At 73.4% G+C, this 20,099-nt stretch carries 15 protein-coding genes; 9 read left to right on the forward strand and 6 right to left on the reverse strand.

All coding sequences use genetic code 11. The annotated features are described in order from the left end of the window. The first annotated feature begins 6 nt into the window (after positions 1–6). The 4 genes from ACFYXA_RS04345 (at position 7) to ACFYXA_RS04360 (ending at position 3,768) form a co-directional block, all read left to right on the forward strand. Entirely contained in the window at positions 7–819 is an 813-nt protein-coding gene (locus ACFYXA_RS04345; RefSeq protein WP_389028038.1) for a GNAT family N-acetyltransferase, read from the forward strand. A 113-nt stretch (positions 820–932) separates the two neighbouring features. Continuing rightward, positions 933–1,019, forward strand: a complete 87-nt coding sequence (locus tag ACFYXA_RS04350; RefSeq protein ID WP_389029053.1) for a putative leader peptide — start codon at positions 933–935, stop codon at positions 1,017–1,019. A 99-nt stretch (positions 1,020–1,118) separates the two neighbouring features. Further along, positions 1,119–2,327 (forward strand): LLM class flavin-dependent oxidoreductase, encoded by a 1,209-nt coding sequence (locus ACFYXA_RS04355; protein WP_389028040.1) that lies wholly within the window; start codon positions 1,119–1,121, stop codon positions 2,325–2,327. Between the two features lie 19 nt (positions 2,328–2,346). Next, positions 2,347–3,768, forward strand: a complete 1,422-nt coding sequence (locus ACFYXA_RS04360; RefSeq protein ID WP_389028043.1) for an NtaA/DmoA family FMN-dependent monooxygenase — start codon at positions 2,347–2,349, stop codon at positions 3,766–3,768. Positions 3,769–3,857: 89 nt separating this feature from the next. Here ACFYXA_RS04360 and ACFYXA_RS04365 read toward each other — a convergent pair whose 3' ends face one another. Further along, entirely contained in the window at positions 3,858–6,422 is a 2,565-nt protein-coding gene (locus ACFYXA_RS04365) for a CHAT domain-containing protein (RefSeq protein ID WP_389029056.1), read from the reverse strand. Positions 6,423–6,742: 320 nt separating this feature from the next. On the opposite strand from ACFYXA_RS04365, the gene ACFYXA_RS04370 reads away from it, so the two are divergent. From ACFYXA_RS04370 to ACFYXA_RS04380, 3 genes are read left to right on the forward strand one after another with little or no spacing between them, the layout of a single operon-like run. Further along, positions 6,743–8,182, forward strand: a complete 1,440-nt coding sequence (locus tag ACFYXA_RS04370; RefSeq protein WP_389028046.1) for a S8/S53 family peptidase — start codon at positions 6,743–6,745, stop codon at positions 8,180–8,182. 46 nt (positions 8,183–8,228) lie between these two features. After that, positions 8,229–8,828 carry an RNA polymerase sigma factor gene (locus tag ACFYXA_RS04375; RefSeq protein WP_389028048.1) on the forward strand — a complete coding sequence of 200 codons (600 nt, stop codon included), beginning with the start codon at positions 8,229–8,231 and terminating at the stop codon, positions 8,826–8,828. A 5-nt stretch (positions 8,829–8,833) separates the two neighbouring features. Further along, entirely contained in the window at positions 8,834–9,295 is a 462-nt protein-coding gene (locus tag ACFYXA_RS04380) for a hypothetical protein (RefSeq protein ID WP_389028050.1), read from the forward strand. Positions 9,296–9,383: 88 nt separating this feature from the next. On the opposite strand, the gene ACFYXA_RS04385 is transcribed toward ACFYXA_RS04380, so the two are convergent. Together ACFYXA_RS04385 and ACFYXA_RS04390 are read right to left on the reverse strand one after the other, a co-directional pair. Then, on the reverse strand, positions 9,384–10,181 hold the full coding sequence (locus ACFYXA_RS04385; RefSeq protein WP_389028052.1) for an N-formylglutamate amidohydrolase: 798 nt from the start codon (positions 10,179–10,181) through the stop codon (positions 9,384–9,386). A gap of 172 nt (positions 10,182–10,353) precedes the next feature. Next, positions 10,354–12,570, reverse strand: coding sequence for an NADP-dependent isocitrate dehydrogenase (locus ACFYXA_RS04390; protein WP_389028054.1), 2,217 nt, complete (start codon positions 12,568–12,570; stop codon positions 10,354–10,356). A gap of 254 nt (positions 12,571–12,824) precedes the next feature. Here ACFYXA_RS04390 and ACFYXA_RS04395 point away from each other — a divergent pair, with 254 nt between their 5' ends. Then, complete coding sequence (locus ACFYXA_RS04395) at positions 12,825–14,402, forward strand: M1 family metallopeptidase (RefSeq protein WP_389028056.1); 1,578 nt, start codon at positions 12,825–12,827, stop codon at positions 14,400–14,402. 100 nt (positions 14,403–14,502) lie between these two features. Here the strand turns inward: ACFYXA_RS04395 and ACFYXA_RS04400 are convergent, their stop codons facing one another. Together ACFYXA_RS04400 and ACFYXA_RS04405 are read right to left on the reverse strand one after the other, a co-directional pair. Next, on the reverse strand, positions 14,503–15,600 hold the full coding sequence (locus ACFYXA_RS04400; protein WP_389028058.1) for a mechanosensitive ion channel family protein: 1,098 nt from the start codon (positions 15,598–15,600) through the stop codon (positions 14,503–14,505). A 201-nt stretch (positions 15,601–15,801) separates the two neighbouring features. After that, on the reverse strand, positions 15,802–16,701 hold the full coding sequence (locus ACFYXA_RS04405; RefSeq protein ID WP_389029059.1) for a lysylphosphatidylglycerol synthase domain-containing protein: 900 nt from the start codon (positions 16,699–16,701) through the stop codon (positions 15,802–15,804). A gap of 198 nt (positions 16,702–16,899) precedes the next feature. On the opposite strand from ACFYXA_RS04405, the gene ACFYXA_RS04410 reads away from it, so the two are divergent. Continuing rightward, positions 16,900–18,786 (forward strand): ABC transporter ATP-binding protein, encoded by a 1,887-nt coding sequence (locus ACFYXA_RS04410; protein WP_389028060.1) that lies wholly within the window; start codon positions 16,900–16,902, stop codon positions 18,784–18,786. A gap of 149 nt (positions 18,787–18,935) precedes the next feature. Here the strand turns inward: ACFYXA_RS04410 and ACFYXA_RS04415 are convergent, their stop codons facing one another. Beyond that, the gene (locus tag ACFYXA_RS04415) at positions 18,936–19,817 is read right to left on the reverse strand and encodes an RNA polymerase sigma factor SigF (protein WP_389028062.1); all 882 of its coding nucleotides are present in this window, start codon (positions 19,815–19,817) and stop codon (positions 18,936–18,938) included. Positions 19,818–20,099: the final 282 nt, after the last annotated feature.

The raw sequence follows: 20,099 nt of genomic DNA on the forward strand, positions 1-20,099 counted from the left end.
GCCTCCGTGGCCCAGCCCGTAGACGTCCGCGGAGGCGGAGCCCCGCCCACGCTCGAAGACCACCCGCCCACCCACCGGCCGCTTCAGCACCGCGCCTTCACAGGCCGCGCCCCAGAGAGGCGGCACCCCCTCGACAACGCCGTCTGGGCCGCCCTCACCGGCCCCCACGCCCACCTCGCCGAACGCGTCGGCCTCGCCGCCCGCTATCCCGCGGACGTCTACGCCTTCGCCGCCCTGGCCGACCCGGCGGACCCCGCCGCCTGGGCCGACCTGCGCCGGCTCGCCGGCCCCGGCGCCACCGTACGGATCAAACCCGTGGACCACGTCCCCGACGGATGGACGCTCCTGCGCCGGGGAGAGGGCGTCCAACTCGTCGCCACCGAGGCGCTGCGCACCGCGCCCGCCCCGGAGGCCGAACCGCTCGGCCCCGCCGACGTGCCCGAGATCCTCGACCTGGTGGCCCGCACCCGGCCCGGCCCCTTCCTCGCGCGGACCGTCGAACTCGGCGCCTACCTCGGCATCCGGCACCGGGGCAGGCTGATCGCCCTGGCCGGGGAACGGCTGCGGCCGGCCGGCTGGACCGAGATCAGCGCCGTCTGCACCGACCCCGGCCACCGGGGCCGAGGGCTGGCCACCCGGCTCGTCCGGGCGGTCGCCCACGGCGTACGCGAACGCGGCGACACCCCGTTCCTGCACGCCGCCGCCGGCAACACGCAGGCGATCCGCCTCTACGAGTCGCTCGGGTTCGCCCTGCGCCGCCGCTCGGCGATCGTCGCCGTGCGCACCCCGGGAACACCGGGCGAGGACCGGCCGTTGTGACTGACGACGAGACGTATCCGAGGACGAGGCCCGTGAGCCGTGCGCACCGCGCCGGCCGCGACAAGAGGGCCCTCAGAACGCCGCCACGCGGCAGACAGGAGGAGGTGAGGGACGTGACCGGCATACCCCACGCCCCGCGCCTGACCTCCCGGGTCCACATCGACCTCCAGCGCGTCGCCGGCGCGCTCTGTCGCTCCTGACCCGTTCCTCCCCACCCGCCGTGCCCCGGCCCCGCCGTGCCCCCGCGCGCCCGCGCGCCGGGCCGGCGCTCAGCCACGGACCTCCAGGAAGGCACCCTCGTGTCACCCACCCCTCCCGCACCCCTGCATCTCGCCGTCGCCCTGGACGGCACCGGCTGGCACCCGGCCTCCTGGCGCGAGCCGGCCGCCCGCCCCCGGGAACTGTTCACCGCCGGCTACTGGGCCGACCTCGTCGCCGAGGCCGAGCGAGGCCTGCTCGACTTCGTCACCATCGAGGACGGCCTCGGGCCGCAGTCCTCGCACTTCCTGCACCCCGACGACCGCACCGACCAGGTCCGCGGCCGACTCGACGCCGTACTGATCGCCTCCCGGGTCGCACCACTGACCCGCCACATAGGTCTCGTTCCGACCGTGGTGGCCACCCACACGGAGCCGTTCCACATCTCCAAGGCGATCGCCACGCTCGACTACGTCAGCACCGGCCGCGCCGGCCTGCGCGTCCAGATCACCGCCCGTCCGAACGAGGCGGCGCACTTCGGCCGCCGCACGCTCCCGCACATCGCCTCCCACGACGCCCCGGCCACCCGGCAGGTGGTGACCGACCTGTTCGACGAGGCCGCCGACCACGTCGAAGTGGTGCGCCGCCTCTGGGACAGCTGGGAGGACGACGCGGAGATCAGGGACGCGGCCACCGGCCGGTTCATCGACCGCGACAAGCTGCACTACATCGACTTCGAGGGCCGCCACTTCAGCGTCAAGGGCCCCTCCATCACCCCGCGCCCGCCGCAGGGGCAGCCCCTCGTGACCGCCCTGGCCCACGACACCGTCCCCTACCGGCTTCTCGCCCGCTCCGCCGACGTCGGCTACGTCACCCCACGGGACACGGACGAGGCCCGCGCGATCGTCGCCGAGATCCGCGCCGAACAGCAGGCCGCCGGACGGGCCGGGGAACCGCTGCACGTCTTCGCCGACCTGGTGGTCCACCTCGACGACGACCCGGCCGAGGCCGCAGCCCGCCGGGCCCGCCTCGACGCCCTCGCCGGGGAGGAACACCTCAGCGACGCCCGCGTCTTCACCGGCACCCCCTCCCAACTCGCCGACCTGCTCGAGGAGTTCCAGTCGGCCGGGCTGACCGGCTTCCGGCTGCGCCCGGCCGTCGCCGGCCACGACCTGCCCGCCATCACCCGGGGCCTCGTCCCCGAACTCCAGCGCCGCGGCGCCTTCCGCACCGCCTACGAGGCCGACACCCTGCGCGGACTGCTCGGCCTGCCCCGACCCGCCAACCGCTACGCCGCACCCGTCGCCTGAGCGGGAGGGAGACCCGACCATGAGCAAGCCCCAGAAGCAGATCCACCTCGCCGCCCACTTCCCCGGCGTCAACAACACCACCGTGTGGAGCGACCCCAGGGCCGGCAGCCATATCGAGTTCAGCTCCTTCGCCCACTTCGCCCGCACCGCCGAACGCGCCAAGTTCGACTTCCTCTTCCTCGCCGAAGGGCTCAGGCTCCGCGAACAGGGCGGCCGGATCTACGACCTCGACGTGGTCGGCCGCCCCGACACCTTCACCGTCCTCGCCGCGCTCGCCGCCGTCACCGACCGGCTCGGCCTGACCGGCACCATCAACTCCACCTTCAACGAGCCCTACGAGGTGGCCCGCCAGTTCGCCAGCCTCGACCACCTCTCCGCCGGCCGCTCCGCGTGGAACGTCGTCACCTCCTGGGACGCCTTCACCGGCGAGAACTTCCGCCGCGGCGGCTTCCTCCCGCAGGAGGAGCGCTACTCCCGCGCCAAGGAGTTCCTCGCCACGGCCAACGAGCTCTTCGACTCCTGGCAGGGCGACGAGATCCTCGCCGACCAGGAGACCGGCGCCTTCCTGCGCGACGCCAAGGCCGGCGCCTTCGTCCACCAGGGGCGGCACTTCGACATCCACGGCCGGTTCAACGTCCCGCGCAGCCCCCAGGGCCGACCGGTAATCTTCCAGGCCGGGGACTCCGACGAGGGCCGCGAGTTCGCCGCCTCCGGCGCGGACGCCATCTTCAGCCGGTACGCCTCCCTGGACACCGGCCGGGCCTTCTACTCCGACGTGAAGTCCCGCCTCGCCAAGTACGGCCGCCGCCCCGACCAACTGCTGATCCTGCCCGCCGCCAGCTTCGTCCTCGGCGACACCGACGACGAGGCCCACGAGATCGCCAAGGAGGTCCGCCGGCAGCAGGTCAGCGGCGCCACCGCGCTCAAGCAGCTGGAGTGGGTGTGGAACCGCGACCTGTCCTCCTACGACCCCGACGGCCCCCTCCCGGACGTCGACCCGCTGCTCGGCGAGCACACCGTCTCCCGGGGCCGCGCCCAGGTCCGCATGTACCGCGACCCGCTGGCCACCGCCCGCGAATGGCGGGAGCTGGCCGAGGCCAACAACTGGTCCATCCGCGACCTCGTCATCGAGACCGGCAGCCGCCAGAACTTCATCGGCTCCCCGGCCACCGTCGCCCGGACCATCGACGAGTACGTGCAGACCGACGCCGCCGACGGCTTCATCCTCGTCCCGCACATCACCCCGGGCGGCCTCGACGAATTCGCCGACAAGGTCGTGCCGATCCTCCAGGAGCAGGGCGTCTTCCGCACCGAGTACGAGGGCTCCACGCTCCGCGACCACCTCGGCCTCGCCCACCCGGACGAGCCCCGGCAGGACGAGCCCCGGCAGGACGAGCCCCGGCAGGACGAGCCCCGGCAGGAGGAGCGCGCCGCCTCATGACCTGACGCACACGGCGTCGACGGGCGGCCGCCCCGAGCAGCCGCCCGCCGGGCCACCGCACGCGGTCCGGCGGAATCGCGCCCCCGAGCTCAAGCCGCCCCGAACGCCGTGAACGCCCAGCCCGTCGCCTGGTGGAGGGCGTCGTCGGGAAGGGACGCGCGGGCGTCCCGCAGGGACTCCGCCAGGGACTGGCCGGTGCTCAGGCCCTTGTGGAGGGCCAGCATCAGGGCGACCACCGCGTCGTCGTTGACGGGGGCGCTGCTCGCCACCACGCCCGCCGTGCCGAGCGGCAGCAGGGCCGTGACCAGGCCGAGGAGCTCGTCGGCGCCCACCGAGGCGAGGCGGGCGGTGTCGCAGCTGGAGAGGATGATGCGGTAAGGGCTGCGGGCGAGGCGCTCGAAGTCGTGGACGATCAGCGGGCCGTCGGCCATCCGCAGGGACGAGAACAGCGGACTGTCCGCCCGGAACACGCCGTGCGCGGCGATATGGGCGAGCGCTGCCCCGTCCAGCTCCTCCAGCACCCGCGGCACACACGCGTCCGCGTGTTCCAGCACCGTCGGCCGGCCGTACCGGTCCGCGACCTCCGGCACCTCCGCCCCGCCGGACGCCAGCCCCGGCCCCCGTACCAGGACGTGCCGTCCGCCCGGCGGCGGCTCGGTCTCCCGGGCCCGCAGCCAACTGCCCGCCGACGGCGACACGCTGAGCACCCGTTCCCTGAGCGACGGAAGCAGCGCCCAGGGGACCCGGTGCAGCCGGGCCGGCGGCACGACCACCACCGGTCCCGGGCCCAGCTGCCCGGCAGCCTCGCCGAGCAGCAGCGCCTCCAGCCGCCGCCCCGCCGCCTCCACCACCGGAAGGCGTCCCTCCGCACCGGGGTGCGCCAGCCGCCGCAACCCGGCCTGGACGTGCTCGGCCTCCCGTTCCGCCTCGGCGAGCATTCCGCCCGCGAACCGCCGGACCCGGCCGCCCCCGCACAGCAGCACCTGCACCCGTCCGTCCAGCACCGCGAGTTCGACCAGCCGCCCGTCGCCGAGCCGCTCCAGCAGCCGGCCGACGTCGAAGCGGCCCGTGCCGCCGGGGGAGCCGCCGCGGATGTGCAGGGTCCGGGAGCGGACCTCCCGCTCGAGACGCCGCTCCTCCCGCTCCAGCGTCGGCACGGGCTTGCCGTCCATGCGCGCGCTCTCCGCCCGCGCGGCGATCTCCCGGTAGGCGGTCAGCCCGCTCAGCAGCGCCGGATCGGCCGGCGGCCGGGTCGGCGGCGCCGACAGCACGGTGGCCCGCCACCGCTCGCTCCACACCAGCAACTGCCGCGGCCCGCCCCGCTCCAGACTCACCTCCTGGGCGAGCGCCGCGAGTTCCGCGCCCTGCGCGGTGGCCCGGGCCCGCAACTCGGAGGCGCCCAGCGTCGTACGGTGGTCGTCCAGCACGTCCAGCCCGCGCCGGCACGCCTCCAGCACACCCCGCCCCGACCCGGCCGCCCGCGCCCACAGCGCCCGCGCCGCCCAGCCGGTCACCCGGGCCAGCGGCGGCCCGCTGTGCCGGCCGCGGGCCGCCACCGCCAGATACCGTTCCGCGTCCGCCGTCCACTGAAGCGCCAGCGCGATCCGGCCCGCCAGCAGCCACGCCTCGGGCGCGGCGGGCGCCCCGAACCCGGACAGCCGCTCCGCCACCCGCACCGCCTCGGCGACCAGCCGCCCCGAACCGCGCCCCGCGGCCACCCGCGCCTCGATCAGCACCAGCCGGGCGTGCGCCTCCCACCAGGTGCGCCGCTGGCCGGCGAACAGCCGCACGGCGAGCTCCGCACGCGCGATCGCCGTCCCCGCATCGCCCGCGAGCCGCGCGGACCGGGCGGCGGCCAGCAGCAGTTCGGCCTTGCGGGTCGACTGCCCGCCGATGCCGTCCAGCACGGCGATCGCCGCGTCCGCCTCGGCCAGCGCCTCGGGCGCGAGCCCCGCCGCCATCAGCACCTCGCACCGCCGGATGCTCAGCATGAACGTGGGCGTGCCCAGCTTGGCGTACCGCTCCTCGGCCTCGTCCAGCAGCCGCAGCGCCGCCGGCACGTCCCCCGACCGGAACGCGGCCAGCCCCCGGCTCTCCACCGCGTCGGCCTTGTCGTGCTCCTGGCCGGTGGTGTCCCACAGGGCCTCGGCGGCCGTGAAGTCGGCGTCGGCGCGGTCGACCGCGCCGAGCGCGAGGTGCACGGTGGCGCGCAGGGTCAGGGCGCGCGCCGTCCAGATGACGTCGTCCTCCTGCCGCAGCACCGGTATCGCCCGCCGTACGTCGTCCAGCGCCTCCCGGTGATGCCCCAGCACCCACCAGGAGTAGGCCCGCCGGTACAGCACACGCGCGCGGGTGTGCCCGGTGCCGCGTTCGACGCCCCGCTCGAACGCGGCCAGCCCCTGCCGGGTGCGGCCCGCGTGCACCAGAGCCACCCCGAGCGTGGCCAGGACGTCGGCCTCCCGTTCGGCGCTGTCCGCGCGCGCGGCCAGTGAGCGGGCCCGGCGCAGATGGTCCAGGGCCAGACGCATGTCGCCCCAGTCCCGCTGCCAGATGCCGATCACCTGGTGGGCCACGGAGGCGTGCAGCGGCGGTGGACCGGTGTCGAGTACTTCCTCCGCCCGCGCCAGGGCGGCGTTCGGGGCGGCGAACACCATCGGCAGCAGTTCGAGAACCGTGTCGTTTCCCGCTGTCACCCCACGGATGGTAGTGGCCCCGGTTGTACGGCACACCGGTTCGACCCGCCACAGGAGGTATCGATCGAACATCGCGTGGACGAACCCACCAGGCGCACCGAGCCCACCGAACGCACCGGCAGCGCACGCCGGGGCGCACGGCCGAAGGCAACACGCCGTTTCCGCGCACCGCACCCCCGGTCCCCGCAACCGCACCCCCCGCCCCCGGCGTCGCACCACCTGTATCAAAGGCCGTCGTCGCGGCTCTGACTGACGACCACCGGGCTCAGGGAGGACACGCCATGGCGCCACAGCGATTCCACGAGCAGTTCGAGCAGATCCAACGAGCCCTTCCCGGCGTCCCGCTGGCCATGGGGCCGGACGACTCCGCCGAGTTCATCTACGAGAAGGGCGTCGTCCTCGCCCGGGACGGCGAGGAGGCACAGGTCGTCGAGGACGCCGTCCGCGCGCACTTCACCGCGACCGACGGCCTCGTCCCCGACCACATCCGCCGGGCCGGCCCGCAGACCAACCGCTCCGGCATCACCCGCATCCAGGTCGGCGACCCCGGCCAGGGCGTGCCCGGCGCCGACCGCACCGTCGCGGGCGCCCTGCGCGCCCTGCGGGGCGCCGAGGACCGCACGGGCCGCCGGCTCGTCAGCCGCAACCACGTCGTGTCCATCGCGGTCAACGCCTGCCCCGGCGACGAGCCGGTGCCCGTCGCGTCCGGCGAGACGCCCAACCCGGCGGCCGCCCAGGCCACTCGCGACGAGGAGGGCGGCGCCGTGTCCGTCCTCGTCGTCGACACCGGTCTGATGCACGACTACCGCTCCTACCCGCTGCTCGGCCGCACCGAGGGCGACGCGCAGATCCAGGAGACCGACCCCGACGGCGTCCTCCAGCAGTACGTCGGCCACGGCACGTTCATCGCCGGACTCGTCGCCGCCGTCGCCCCCGACACCGACGTCACCGTGCGCAACACCCTGAACGACGCCGGCGCGATCCTGGAGTACGACTTCGGCGACCGGCTCTTCGACGCCGTCGAGCAGGGCGGTTGGCCCGACATCCTCAGCCTCTCCGCCGGCACCTCCAACGGCCGCGTCGACGGACTGCTCGGAGCGGCCGCCTTCATGGACGAACTCCGCGAACAGCGAACCCTGTTGGTCGCCGCCGCCGGCAACAACGCCAGCGCCACGCCGTTCTGGCCCGCCGCCTACGCCGCCCTGCCCGAGTACGCCGACGCCGTCCTCTCGGTCGGCGCGCTGCGCGGCGACGGCGAGTTCGGCGCCTGCTTCAGCAACCACGGCCCCTGGGTGAGGGTCTACGCCCCCGGCGAGCGCCTGGTCAGCGCCCTCACCGGCTTCGACCACCCCGTCCCGTACGTCTACCAGCACTCCACCTACGAGGTGTGCCGCTACGGCTTCGGCTACTCCTGCACCTGCCAGTCGCCGCGCCACACAGGGGTGTTGAGCGAGACCCGGGCGGCCGGCGAGGGCAAGCCGGACCAGGTGATGTTCGAGGGGCTCGCCTCCTGGAGCGGGACGTCGTTCGCCACCCCCCTCGTGGCCGGACTGGTCGCCGCCCACATGAAGGCGCACCAGGTGACCGATCCGCGCGCCGCGGCCCGTCAACTGCTCGCCGTCGAAGCCGATTTCGCCGAGGTGCGCGGACACCATGTGCCGGCGCTGCGCCCGCCGACCTGGCGTCCGGTCGCGGTCGGACAGCTCACCGCATCCGTATGAGGCCGGCATGAGGAGCGAGGCGGCCCCCGTCACGGCGTACGATGACATGCCGTACACGAGGGGTGGGGCCGTGGACCGTAGTGATGTCGGCGTGCTCGTCCGGTCCGCCGTCGACGGTGACACGGCGGCCTGGGAGGGACTCGTCGAAGGGCTGAGCCCGCTGGTGTGGTCCGTCGTACGCGCACACCGGCTCTCCGAGGCCGACGGGCACGAGGTGTACCAGACCGTGTGGTTCCGTTTCGCCCAGCACCTCGGGCGGATCCGTGAACCCGACAAGGCGGGCTCCTGGCTGGCCAGCACCGCGCGCAACGAGTGCCTCAAAGTGATCAAAAGCCTGCGCCGGCTCACCCCGACCGACGATCCCCAGCTGCTCGACCGGGTCAGCGAGGACCGTACGCCGGAGCAGTCGGTGCTGGACTCGGAGGAGGCGGCCGAGCGGAGCGAGCGCGTCCGCCACCTCTGGCAGGAGTTCGAAGCGCTCGGCGAGCGCTGCCGGCAGTTGCTGCGGGTGCTGATCTCCTCGCCGCCGCCCAGTTACCAGGAAGTGTCGGCCGCGCTCGGCATCGCGGTGGGCAGCATCGGACCGATGCGCCAGCGATGCCTGCGCCGCCTGCGCTCCCGACTCGACGCACGGGGAGCACTGTGAACGCCATGAACGACGACCACGTCCCGAGCGGCGCCGACGACCACAGCGGCCTGGAGGAGGAGTTGCGCGAAGCGGTCGCCGTCCTCGACCCGGTCCCGGCCGAGCTGCGCCGGATCGCCGTCGAGGCTTTCGCCCTGCGCGACCTCGACGCCCGCATCGCGGAGCTGACCTTCGACTCGCTGGTGGACGCCGTGCCGGTCCGGGGCGCCGTGGACGCGCCGCGGATGCTCACCTTCGACACCGGCGGGCTCACCGTCGACGTCGAGGTGACCGCGCACGGCCTGATGGGGCAGTTGCTGCCGCCGCAGCCGGCCGCGATCGAGATTCTCGACGGCCCCCGGACCGGCGCGGTGCTCACCGCCGACGCCATGGGCCGCTTCACCGCCGACGCCCCGCCCGCCGGCCCGTTCGCCCTGCGCCTGCGCACCGGCGGCGAGGTCGTCGTCACGGAGTGGCTCCGCGCGTGAGGCGAGCAGCCTGACGCGAATCGCCTGAGGTGAGCTGTCTGACGCGAGTCGCCTCAAGTGAGCTGAGGCGAGCCGCCGGGGGGCCGTGTCAGACGGAGACCGCCTCGACCAGCCCGGCCAGCGCGGCGGCGAGCCGCGGCAGGCCGGGGCCGGCGGGGCCGCCCGGCTCGGTCATGTACGTGTCGCGGCGGATCTCCACCATCAGCGCGGACACCCTCGGCTCCGACCCGTAGTACCCCAGCGGTACGTATGTCCCGCCGAACGGGCTGTCCAGCCCGGTCTCCCCGACGGCCGCGAACGCCTCGCGCGCGGCGGCCGTCAGCGCGGGCGGGGTGTGGAAGGAGTCGGTGCCCAGGCACACCGGCGGCCGGGGCCCGTCACCATGGAGTTCGTACGGCAGCCGCTCGCTCGGGTACGAGTGCACGTCGATGATCACCGCTCGCCCCACGGCGGCCAGCCGCTCCGCCACCGCCTCGCTCATCGCCCGCGCGTACGGCCGGAAGTACCGGTCGACCAGCGGCCCGGGATCGGCGTCGGCGGGCCGCAGCGCCCGGCCGTGCGTGGTCCGCGTGTACACCGCGCCCATCCCCACCGACAGCATCTCCTCCCGCTCGTCCGGGAACCGCTCCGGATCGACCACCAGCCGCGACAGCCGGTTGACGAACCGCCAGGGCGCGAGGCGCGCCGACCGGGCCGCCAGCTCGGCGATCTCCGCGGTGTGCGCGTCGGTGATGTGGTCCAACTCCCGCTCCAGCGCCCCGTCGTCGAGCACGATGCCCGCGCGCACCTCGGGCGGTATCGCCCGCGCCGAGTGCGGCACATGGAGGATCACCGGGGAGCCCTCGGCGCCCGGGAGGAGGGAGAAAGAGGCGGCGTCGGCGGACATGTGAGGACTCCTGTGCGTGAGGCGTGGCGTGTGTACGGGCCCCGGCCCGACAGCGCTCCGCCCCGGCCGGCGGTGTGCCGGTCGGGGCGGAGCGGGGGCAGCGGGGTGGGCCGGGCCCCGGCTCACGACCGTCAGGACGGCGTCAGCTGGAGGGGCCTGGCCCGGCGCCGGCTCAGAACGCGGCCAGCGCCTCGTTCCACGTCGAGGACGGGCGCATCACCTTCGCGGCCTTGGCCGGGTCGGGCTGGTAGTAGCCGCCGATCTCGGCCGGCTGGCCCTGGACGGCGTTCAGCTCGTCGACGATGCGCTGTTCGTTCGCGGTGAGCGTCTCGGCGAGCGGGGCGAAGGCCTTCGCCAGGTCCGCGTCGTCGGTCTGCGCCGCCAGCTCCTGCGCCCAGTACAGGGACAGGTAGAAGTGGCTGCCGCGGTTGTCGATGCCGCCGACGCGACGGGTCGGGGACTTGTCCTCGTTGAGGAAGGTCGCCGTGGCGCGGTCCAGGGTGTCGGCGAGGACCTGGGCGCGGCCGTTGCCGGTGAGCTTGGCGTACTGCTCCAGGGACGGCACCAGCGCGAAGAACTCGCCCAGCGAGTCCCAGCGCAGGTAGTTCTCCCGGACCAGCTGCTGCACGTGCTTCGGGGCGGAGCCGCCGGCGCCCGTCTCGAACAGGCCGCCGCCCGCCATCAGCGGGACGACCGACAGCATCTTGGCGCTGGTGCCCAGTTCCAGGATGGGGAACAGGTCGGTCAGGTAGTCGCGCAGCACGTTGCCGGTGACGGAGATGGTGTTCTCGCCGCGGCGGATGCGCTCCACCGACAGCTTGGTCGCCTCGACCGGGGCGAGGATCCGGATGTCCAGGCCCTCGGTGTCGTGCTCCGGCAGGTAGGCCTTGACCTTGGCGATCAGGTTGGCGTCGTGGGCGCGGGTCTCGTCCAGCCAGAACACCGCCGGGTCGCCGGTGGCGCGGGCGCGGGTGACGGCCAGCTTCACCCAGTCCCTGATCGGGGCGTCCTTGGTCTGGCAGGCGCGGAAGATGTCGCCCGCGGAGACGGCCTGCTCGATCAGGGCCTCGCCGGAGGCGTCGACCAGGCGGACCGTGCCCGTGACCGGGATCTCGAAGGTCTTGTCGTGGCTGCCGTACTCCTCGGCCTTCTGCGCCATCAGGCCCACGTTGGGGACCGAGCCCATCGTCGACGGGTCGTAGGCGCCGTTGGCGCGGCAGTCGTCGATGACGGCCTGGTAGACGCCCGCGTAGGAGGAGTCCGGCAGGACCGCGAGGGTGTCGGCCTCCTGGCCGTCGGGGCCCCACATGTGACCGGAGGTGCGGATCATCGCCGGCATGGACGCGTCGACGATGACGTCGGAGGGGACGTGCAGGTTGGTGATGCCCTTGTCCGAGTCGACCATCGCGAGCTCCGGGCCCTCGGCGAGCTCGGCGTCGAAGGAGGCCTTGATCTCGGCGCCCTCGGGCAGCCCCTCCAGGCCCTTGTAGATGCCGCCGAGACCGTCGTTCGGGGTGAGACCGGCCTTGGCGAGCGCCTCGCCGTACCGGGCGAACGTCTTCGGGAAGAAGGCGCGCACCACGTGACCGAAGACGATCGGGTCGGAGACCTTCATCATCGTGGCCTTCAGGTGCACGGAGAACAGCACGCCCTCGGCCTTGGCGCGGGCGACCTGCTCGGTCAGGAACTCGCGCAGCGCGGCGACGCGCATCACCGAGGCGTCGACGACCTCGCCGGCCAGCACGGGTACGGACTCGCGCAGGACGGTCGTGGAGCCGTCGTCGCCCTTGAGCTCGATGCGCAGCGCGCCGTCCTCGGCGATCACCACGGACTTCTCGGTGGAGCGGAAGTCGTCCACGCCCATGGTGGCGACGTTGGTCTTGGACTCGGAGGTCCAGGCGCCCATGCGGTGCGGGTGGGACTTGGCGTAGTACTTGACCGACGCGGGGGCGCGGCGGTCGGAGTTGCCCTCACGCAGGACCGGGTTCACGGCGGAACCCTTGATCTTGTCGTAGCGGGCGCGGATCTCGCGCTCCTCGTCGGTCTTCGGCTCGTCCGGGTAGTCCGGCAGCGCGTAGCCCTGGCCCTGGAGCTCGGCGATCGCCGCCTTGAGCTGCGGGATCGAGGCCGAGATGTTCGGCAGCTTGATGATGTTGGCCTCGGGCGTCTTGGCCAGCTCGCCCAGCTCGGCCAGCGCGTCCGGGATGCGCTGGTCCTCGGTGAGGTACTCCGGGAACACCGCGATGATGCGCCCGGCGAGCGAGATGTCCCGCGTCTCCACGGCGACACCGGCCTGCGAGGCGTACGCCTGGACCACCGGCAGGAAGGAATACGTCGCCAGGGCCGGGGCCTCGTCAGTGTGCGTATAGATGATGGTCGAGTCAGTCACCGGGTGCTCCGCTCCACGTCTGCAACATTGCTCGACATCAAGATATCTCCTGACGGTCTCCGGCTCGACAGGGGTCCGCACACCGGCCCGCGTGACCCCCTCGCCGCGCCCCAGCGCCCCGCTCGCGGAGCTCTGCGTCCGTCCGGGCAACCGAATCGCTCGCAAATGTCGTCAAGCAGGTAGATCTTCGATCCGCCCTCCCGACGGCCGGAGGCGACCGACCGGCCGCCCAGCGAAAGCAGACCGAGAAGACCATGAGATATCGCACCCGAGTGACCGCTCCCGCGATCGCCCTGCTCGGCACCGCCGCGGCCCTGACCACGGTCCCCGCAGCCCACGCCGCCGTCACCGCGCCGGCGGCGCCCGGCCGGCGCCGCGCGCCCGCCGCGAAGAGCGCCCCCGGCCCCGAGACCCTCTCCGACCCCGTCTACCCGAACCTCGGCAACGACGGCTACCGCGTCCGTGCCTACCGCCTCGACCTGGCCTACGACGCCACGACCGCCCTGGTCGACGCCACGGCCGCCGTGGAGATCACCACCACCCAGTGCCTGAGCCGGCTCTCCCTCGACGCCCTCGGCCTCGACATACGGTCGGTCCACGTCGGCGGCCGCCCCGCCGCGTTCGAGACGGCCGACGAGAAGCTGCGGATCACCCCCGCCCGGCCGCTGCCCGAGGGCTGCCGGACCACCGTCCGCGTCGCCTACACCGCCGACCCGCGCCGCACGCCGGCGCACACCGCCTGGGTGCCCACCCCGGACGGCTTCGCGGTGTGCCCCCAGCCGAACTCCGCGCACACCGTCTTCCCGTGCAACGACCACCCCTCGGACAAGGCCGGCCTCACCGTGCGGCTCACCGTCCCCGAGAACCTGCGCGGTGTCGCCACCGGCCGGCTCGTCCGCACCGAACGCCTCAGCGGCGGCCGGACCGCGTACACCTACCGCTCAGGCTCCCCGGTCGCCACCGAGCTGGTGCAGATCACGGTCGGCGACTACGTCGTCAAGGAGCGGCAGGGCCCGCACGGGCTGCCGCTGCGGGACATCGTCCCCGCCGCCCGCGCCGAGGCCCTCGAACCGGCCCTCGCGCTCACCCCGAACCTCGTCGAGTGGATCGAGGCCCGGCTGGGCGCCTACCCCTTCGAGACGTACGGGCTGCTGCCCTGCAACTCCGACGACCCGAAGGCCTTCGACTTCACGGGCCTGGAGACCCAGACCCTCACCCTGTACAAGCCGAACTACCTCCTCCAGGAGGAGAAGAAGATCGGCTCGCACATGATGCACGAGCTGGTCCACTCCTACTTCGGCAACAGCGTCAGCCCCGCCACCTGGGCCGACCTGTGGCTCAACGAGGGCCACGCCGACTTCTACGGGCTGCTGTACCGCTACGAGCGGGGCTGGGCGGACTCCCTGGGCCTGACCACGTTCGAGGCCCGGATGAAGGACACCTACGCCCGCGGCGACCAGTGGCGCCGCACCTCGGGACCGGTCGCCGCGCCGAACGCGGCCAACCTGTTCGACAGCCAGCGCTACCTGGGCGGCGTCCTCGTCCTGTACGCGCTGCGCCAGCTCATCGGCGAGGACGCCTTCCACGCCGTCGAGCGGGCCTTCCTGGCCCGCCACCGCGACGGCCACGCCTCCACCGAGGACTACATCGCCGTCGCCTCGCACGTCTCCGGCCAGGACGTGAGCGGATTCCTGCGGGAATGGCTCTACGGGACGACGACCCCGCGGATGCCCGGCCACCCCGACTGGACGGTCACGCCGGTGGCGCAGCAGCTCGTCCGCCCGGACGCCCGCACCGGCGCCGGCCGGCACGACAACTCGGCCACGCTCTGAGACGCAGGACATCGGGTCCCGGACGCGACAGGTGAGCCCGTGCCGGAGCGAGGCTCCGGCACGGGCTCGAATCCGCCTCCCCGAACAGCCGTTCAGGCGCTCAGTCGTGCAAGGCCGGCGCCCCGCCCTGCACGGCGCCGTCGGACACCCGCTGCTGCGGGATCAGCACCGCGCCCTGCTGGAGCGCCACCGTCCGCGTCGGGGCCGGGATGCGGATGCCCTCCTCGCGGTAGCGGCGGTGCAGACGCTTGATGAACTCGTGCTTGATCCGGTACTGGTCGCTGAACTCGCCCACCCCCAGGATCACGGTGAACCCGATCCGCGAGTCGCCGAACGTGTGGAAGCGCACGGCCGGTTCGTGGTCCGGGACCGCGCCGGTGATCCCGGTCATCACCTCGGCGACGACCTCCAGGGTCACCCGCTCCACGTGCTCCAGGTCGCTGTCGTAGGCGACGCCCGCCTGCACCAGGATCGTCAACTGCTGCTCGGGGCGCATGAAGTTGGTCATGTTCGACTTGGCGAGCTCCCCGTTGGGGATGACCACCAGGTTGTTGGAGAGCGCGCGGATCGTCGTCTGACGCCAGTTGATGTCCTCGACGTACCCCTCCTCGCCGCTGCTCAGCCGGATGTAGTCGCCGCGCTGGACGGTCTTGGAGGCGAGGATGTGGATGCCCGCGAAGAGGTTGGCGAGGGTGTCCTGCAGGGCCAGCGCCACGGCGAGACCGCCGACGCCGAGAGCGGTGAGCATCGGCGCTATGGAGATGCCGAGGCTCTGCAGCGCCACCAGGAAGCCGATCGCCAGGACCAGCACCCGGGTGATGTTGACGAAGATCGTGGCCGAACCGGCGACGCCGGAGCGCGCGGAGGTCACCGACTGGACCAGCCCGGCGACCACCCGCGCCGCCGACAGCGTCACCACGAAGATCAGCAGCACCGTCAGGCACTGGTTCACGGTGTGCTGGATCGTCCTCGTCAGCGGCAGCACCGCCGCGGCGGACGCCGCGCCGCCCGCGATCGCCGCCCACGGCACCACCGTGCGCAGCGCGTCCACGATGACGTCGTCGCCGCTCCAGCGGGTGCGTTTGGCGTGCCCCGCAAGCCAGCGCAGCAGCGTGCGCGACAGGAAGGCCACCAACAGACCGGTGACCAGGGCGATTCCGCAGAACACGAGGTCGTGCACGGTCAGCGCTCGGTTCACCGGGCGCCTCCGGGGCAACGCTCCGCGGCCGACGGGGCCGTCCACGACCGGATGTGAGGTCTCGTCACGTCATCACCTGTTCGAGTTTCCGGGAAGTGCGTCGGCGCCCGTCCAGCGGACCGGCGCGACGACTCATCCTGCCGTATCCCTCAGGGTAGTTCGCACCGGGCGACCGGGGCCCGGAAGCCGCCGAAGCCCGGGTCAGACCACCTTCAGGCGCACCAGCGCGCCCAGCGTCAGCGTCCCCGGCACCAGCGGCAGCCACACGGTGATGATGCGGTAGGCCAGGACCGCGGCCGTGGCGGCCGCCGCCGGGGCGCCCGCCGCCACCAGCGCCACCACCAGCGCCGCGTCCAGGGAGCCGATCCCGCCCGGCGTGGGCACCAGCGCGACCGCCGCCGACGCCGCCAGATACGCGACCAGCAGATGCGCGGGCGGCACCGCGAGGCCCAACGACCGCCCCACCGCGGCCAGGGAGGCCCCCTGGAGCAGCGGGAACGCCAGAGCGCCGCCCCACAGGGCCAGCGCCCGCGCCGGACGCGCGTGCACCGCCCGGGCCTCGGTCAGCGCCGTGCGCAGCAGCGCGCACACGGCCGACCGCAGCCGCCGTACGCCCAGCAGCGCGCCCGCGGCCAGGACCGCGGCGCCGGCCAGCGCGGCCAGCAGCGGGCCGAGCGCGCCGTCCGGCAGGAGCGCGCCGATCCGCAGCGCGCCCGGGAAGGCGAGGAGCAGCAGGCCGAGGAGCGCCGTACGGGCCGCGGTCTGCGCCAGCCCGTACAGCGCGAGCGCCGCCGAGGAACGCGCCAGCGGCACCCCGCACACCGTCATGAACCGCAGGTTGACGGCGCTCGCGCCGAGACCGGTCGGCAGCAGATGGTTGGCGGCGCCCGCCGCGAACTGCGTGGCCAGCAGACGCCGTCGGGGCAGCCTGGTCATCACCGCGCCCTGCCGGGTGAAGGCCGCCGCGACCCAGGTCAGACATGTCGAGCAGGCCGCCGCGAGCAGCCACGGCCACTCCGCGGAGGTCAGTTGGCCGAGCCCGTCGGCGAGCACCGACCGGTGCCGCACCGCGACGACCCCGACGAGGACGAAGGGCAGCAGGCACAGCGCCCTGCGCACCGGAACGCGCCCGGCCGGCCGGCGGCGGGCGGGGGGCGCTTCGGGCACGAGGACCGGGCTCACACCCGCAGAGACTGTCCCCGCCGCTTCGACGAGGGGTTGCCGCAGCGTGGACTGCGGCAGTGGAGCAGACATCGTCATCTTGACCTCAACAATGCTCGAGGTTCTAACGTCGTTCGCATGAGCATGGAGACCACCGCCTGGACGCAGTTGTACAGCGTCATGAACGCCCGGCACGAGCGCCGGCCCTTCGACCGCGAGACCTTGCGCCGCATCTACGGCTTCGCCCGTCCGCACCGCCGCCGCATCGCCCTGTTCGTCCTGCTCGGGGTGGTGACCGCGCTGCTCGCCGTCGCCACCCCCGTACTGGCCGGGCGGGTCGTCGACACGATCGTGTCGCACGGCGACTCCGGCGCCGTCGTCCGCCTGGCCCTGCTCATCGCGCTCATCGCGGTGCTGGAGGCGGCGCTCGGCGTCCTGGGCAGACGGCTGTCCGCGACGCTGGGGGAGGGGCTCATCCTGGACCTGCGCACGGCCGTGTTCGACCACGTGCAGCGGATGCCGGTCGCGTTCTTCACACGTACTCGTACGGGAGCGCTCGTCTCCCGACTCAACAACGACGTGATCGGCGCTCAGCGGGCCTTCAGCAACACCCTGTCCGGAGTGGTCAGCAACGTGGTCACCCTGGTCGTCGCCCTCGTCGTCATGCTCACGCTGTCCTGGCAGATCACCCTGCTCGCGCTCGCCCTGCTGCCGGTGTTCGTGCTGCCCGCCCGGCGGATGGGCCGGCGCATGGCCGCCATGCAGCTGGAGGCGGCCGGACTGAACGCGGCGATGAGCACCCGGATGACCGAGCGGTTCTCCGCACCCGGTGCCACCCTCGTGAAGCTGTTCGGCCGTCCCGAGCAGGAGTCGGCGGAGTTCGCCGCCCGCGCCGCCCGCGTCCGCGACATCGGGGTGCGCACCGCCACCGCCCAGTCGGTGTTCATCACCGCCCTCACCCTCGTCTCCGCCCTGGCCCTCGCCCTCGTCTACGGCCTCGGCGGCCGGCTCGCCCTGGCCGGCTCCCTCGACCCGGGCGCCGTCGTCGCCCTGGCGCTGCTGCTGACCCGGCTCTACGCCCCGCTCACCGCCCTCGCCGGGGCCCGGGTGGAGGTGATGAGCGCCCTGGTCAGCTTCGAGCGCGTCTTCGAGGTGCTCGACCTGAAGCCGCTCATCGAGGAGCGGCCCGACGCCCGCGACCTCCCCGAGGGGCCGGTCTCCGTCGAGTTCGACGACGTCCGCTTCGGCTACCCCGCCGCCGACAAGGTCTCCCTCGCCTCGCTCGAGGAGGTCGCCGCCCTCGACGCCCGCGGCGGCGCCGAGGTCCTCCACGGCGTCTCCTTCCGCGCCGAGCCCGGCATGACGGTCGCCCTCGTCGGCTCCTCCGGCGCCGGCAAGTCGACCATCGCACAACTCCTGCCCCGCCTCTACGACGTCGACTCCGGCGCCGTCCGCATCGGCGGCGTCGACGTCCGCGAGCTGACCGCGCGGTCCCTGCGCTCCACCCTCGGCATGGTCACCCAGGACGGACACCTCTTCCACGACACCGTCCGCGCCAACCTGCTCCTCGCCGCCCCCGAGGCCGACGAGGCGGACCTCTGGGACGCCCTGCGCCGGGCCCGCCTCGAGGACCTCGTGCGCTCCCTGCCCGACGGCCTCGACACCGTCGTCGGCGAACGCGGCTACCGCCTCTCCGGCGGCGAGCGCCAGCGCATGACGATCGCCCGGCTGCTGCTGGCCCGCCAGCGCGTCGTCATCCTCGACGAGGCCACCGCCCACCTCGACAACACCTCCGAGGCGGCGGTCCAGGAGGCGCTCGCCGAAGCGCTGCAGGACCGCACCGCGATCGTCATCGCCCACCGCCTGTCCACCGTGCGCTCCGCCGACCTCATCCTGGTCGTGGAAGCGGGCCGCGTGGTGGAACAGGGCACCCACAGCGAACTCCTCACCGCCGACGGCCGCTACGCGCAGCTGTACCGCACCCAGTTCGCCCAGGACGAGCCGCAGGCCACGGCGGCCGTCTGAAAGACCGCCGCCTGGCGAACGGGTGCAAACGCGACGAAACCCCGCCTGACGGGGCGGGGCTTCGGCGCATGCCACGAGCGGACGGCCGGAGGGGATCCTCGCCCCGTCCGGCCGTCCGACGGCACTTCCCCGCGACCGGGGGACCGCGGTCAGTCCGTGGTCAGCATGCCCTTGCGGAGCCGGGCCAGGGTGCGCGACAGCAGACGCGAGACGTGCATCTGCGAGATGCCGAGGTGCTCGCCGATCTGAGCCTGCGTGCGCTCCTCCACGAACCGCATGTGGATGATCAGCCGGTCCCGCTCGTCGAGCTCGGCGATCATCGGGGCCAGCGCGTGGAAGTCCTCCACCAGCCCTATCGCCGCGTCGTCGGCGCCGATGAAGTCGGCGAGGACCGTCTCGCCGTCGGCGTCGCCGCCGATGGCCGCGTCCAGGGAGGAGGAGTTGTAGCCGTTGGCGGCCAGCCGCGCCTCGACGACCTCCTCCTCGGAGAGGTTCATCAGCTGCGACAGCTCGGCGACGGTCGGCGTACGGCCCAGGCGCGAGCTCAGCTCCTCGGTGGCGCGGGCCAGTTCGACCCGGGCCTCCTGAAGCCGGCGGGGCACGTGCACGGCCCAGGAGGTGTCACGGAAGAACCGCTTGATCTCGCCCACGATGTAGGGGATGGCGAAGGAGGTGAACTCCACCTCACGGGTGAGCTCGAACCGGTCGATCGCCTTGATCAGGCCGATCATGCCGACCTGGACGATGTCCTCCATGGTGTCCGCGCCCCGGCCGCGGAAGCGGCCCGCCGCGTAGCGCACCAGGGACATGTTCATCTCGATCAGGGTGTTGCGCGCGTCCTGGTACTCGCGCGTGCCCTCCTCCAGCACCGCCAGCCGCTGCAGGAACAGCTTCGTCAGCTCCCGCGCGTCCTTCGGCGCGACCTTGGCCGGCTCGGCGACCTGCGGCAGCGGCGCGACCGGGGCAGCCTCCCGCGACGGCGCATCCGCGCTCCGAACGACGCTCGTCTCCTGCACCTGGACCATGGTCATGTCCGTTCCCTCCCGCTTGCGTCCGTTCAGCCGTGCCGTGCCGCCGTGGGGCGACGAAAGCGCGCCTACCCGGCCTCACGCCGAGTACGCCCACGAAATCGACGAGTTCCAGAAGAAATTTCGCGGCCGTACCTCCGTCCGTGCCGCCGGCGACGGGAAACGGAACGCCGGGCCGCTCACTCGAACAGGTCAACAACGCAGCGTGAGACCCCTTGTGGGGCTTGGCGCGTCCCCCATTCGGAGTTGCGTCCGCCCGGGGGCCATGAGTGCGTAGGACTCGTG

The organism is Streptomyces sp. NPDC002566, from assembly GCF_042889585.1.
Taxonomy (GTDB): Bacteria; Actinomycetota; Actinomycetes; order Streptomycetales; family Streptomycetaceae; genus Streptomyces.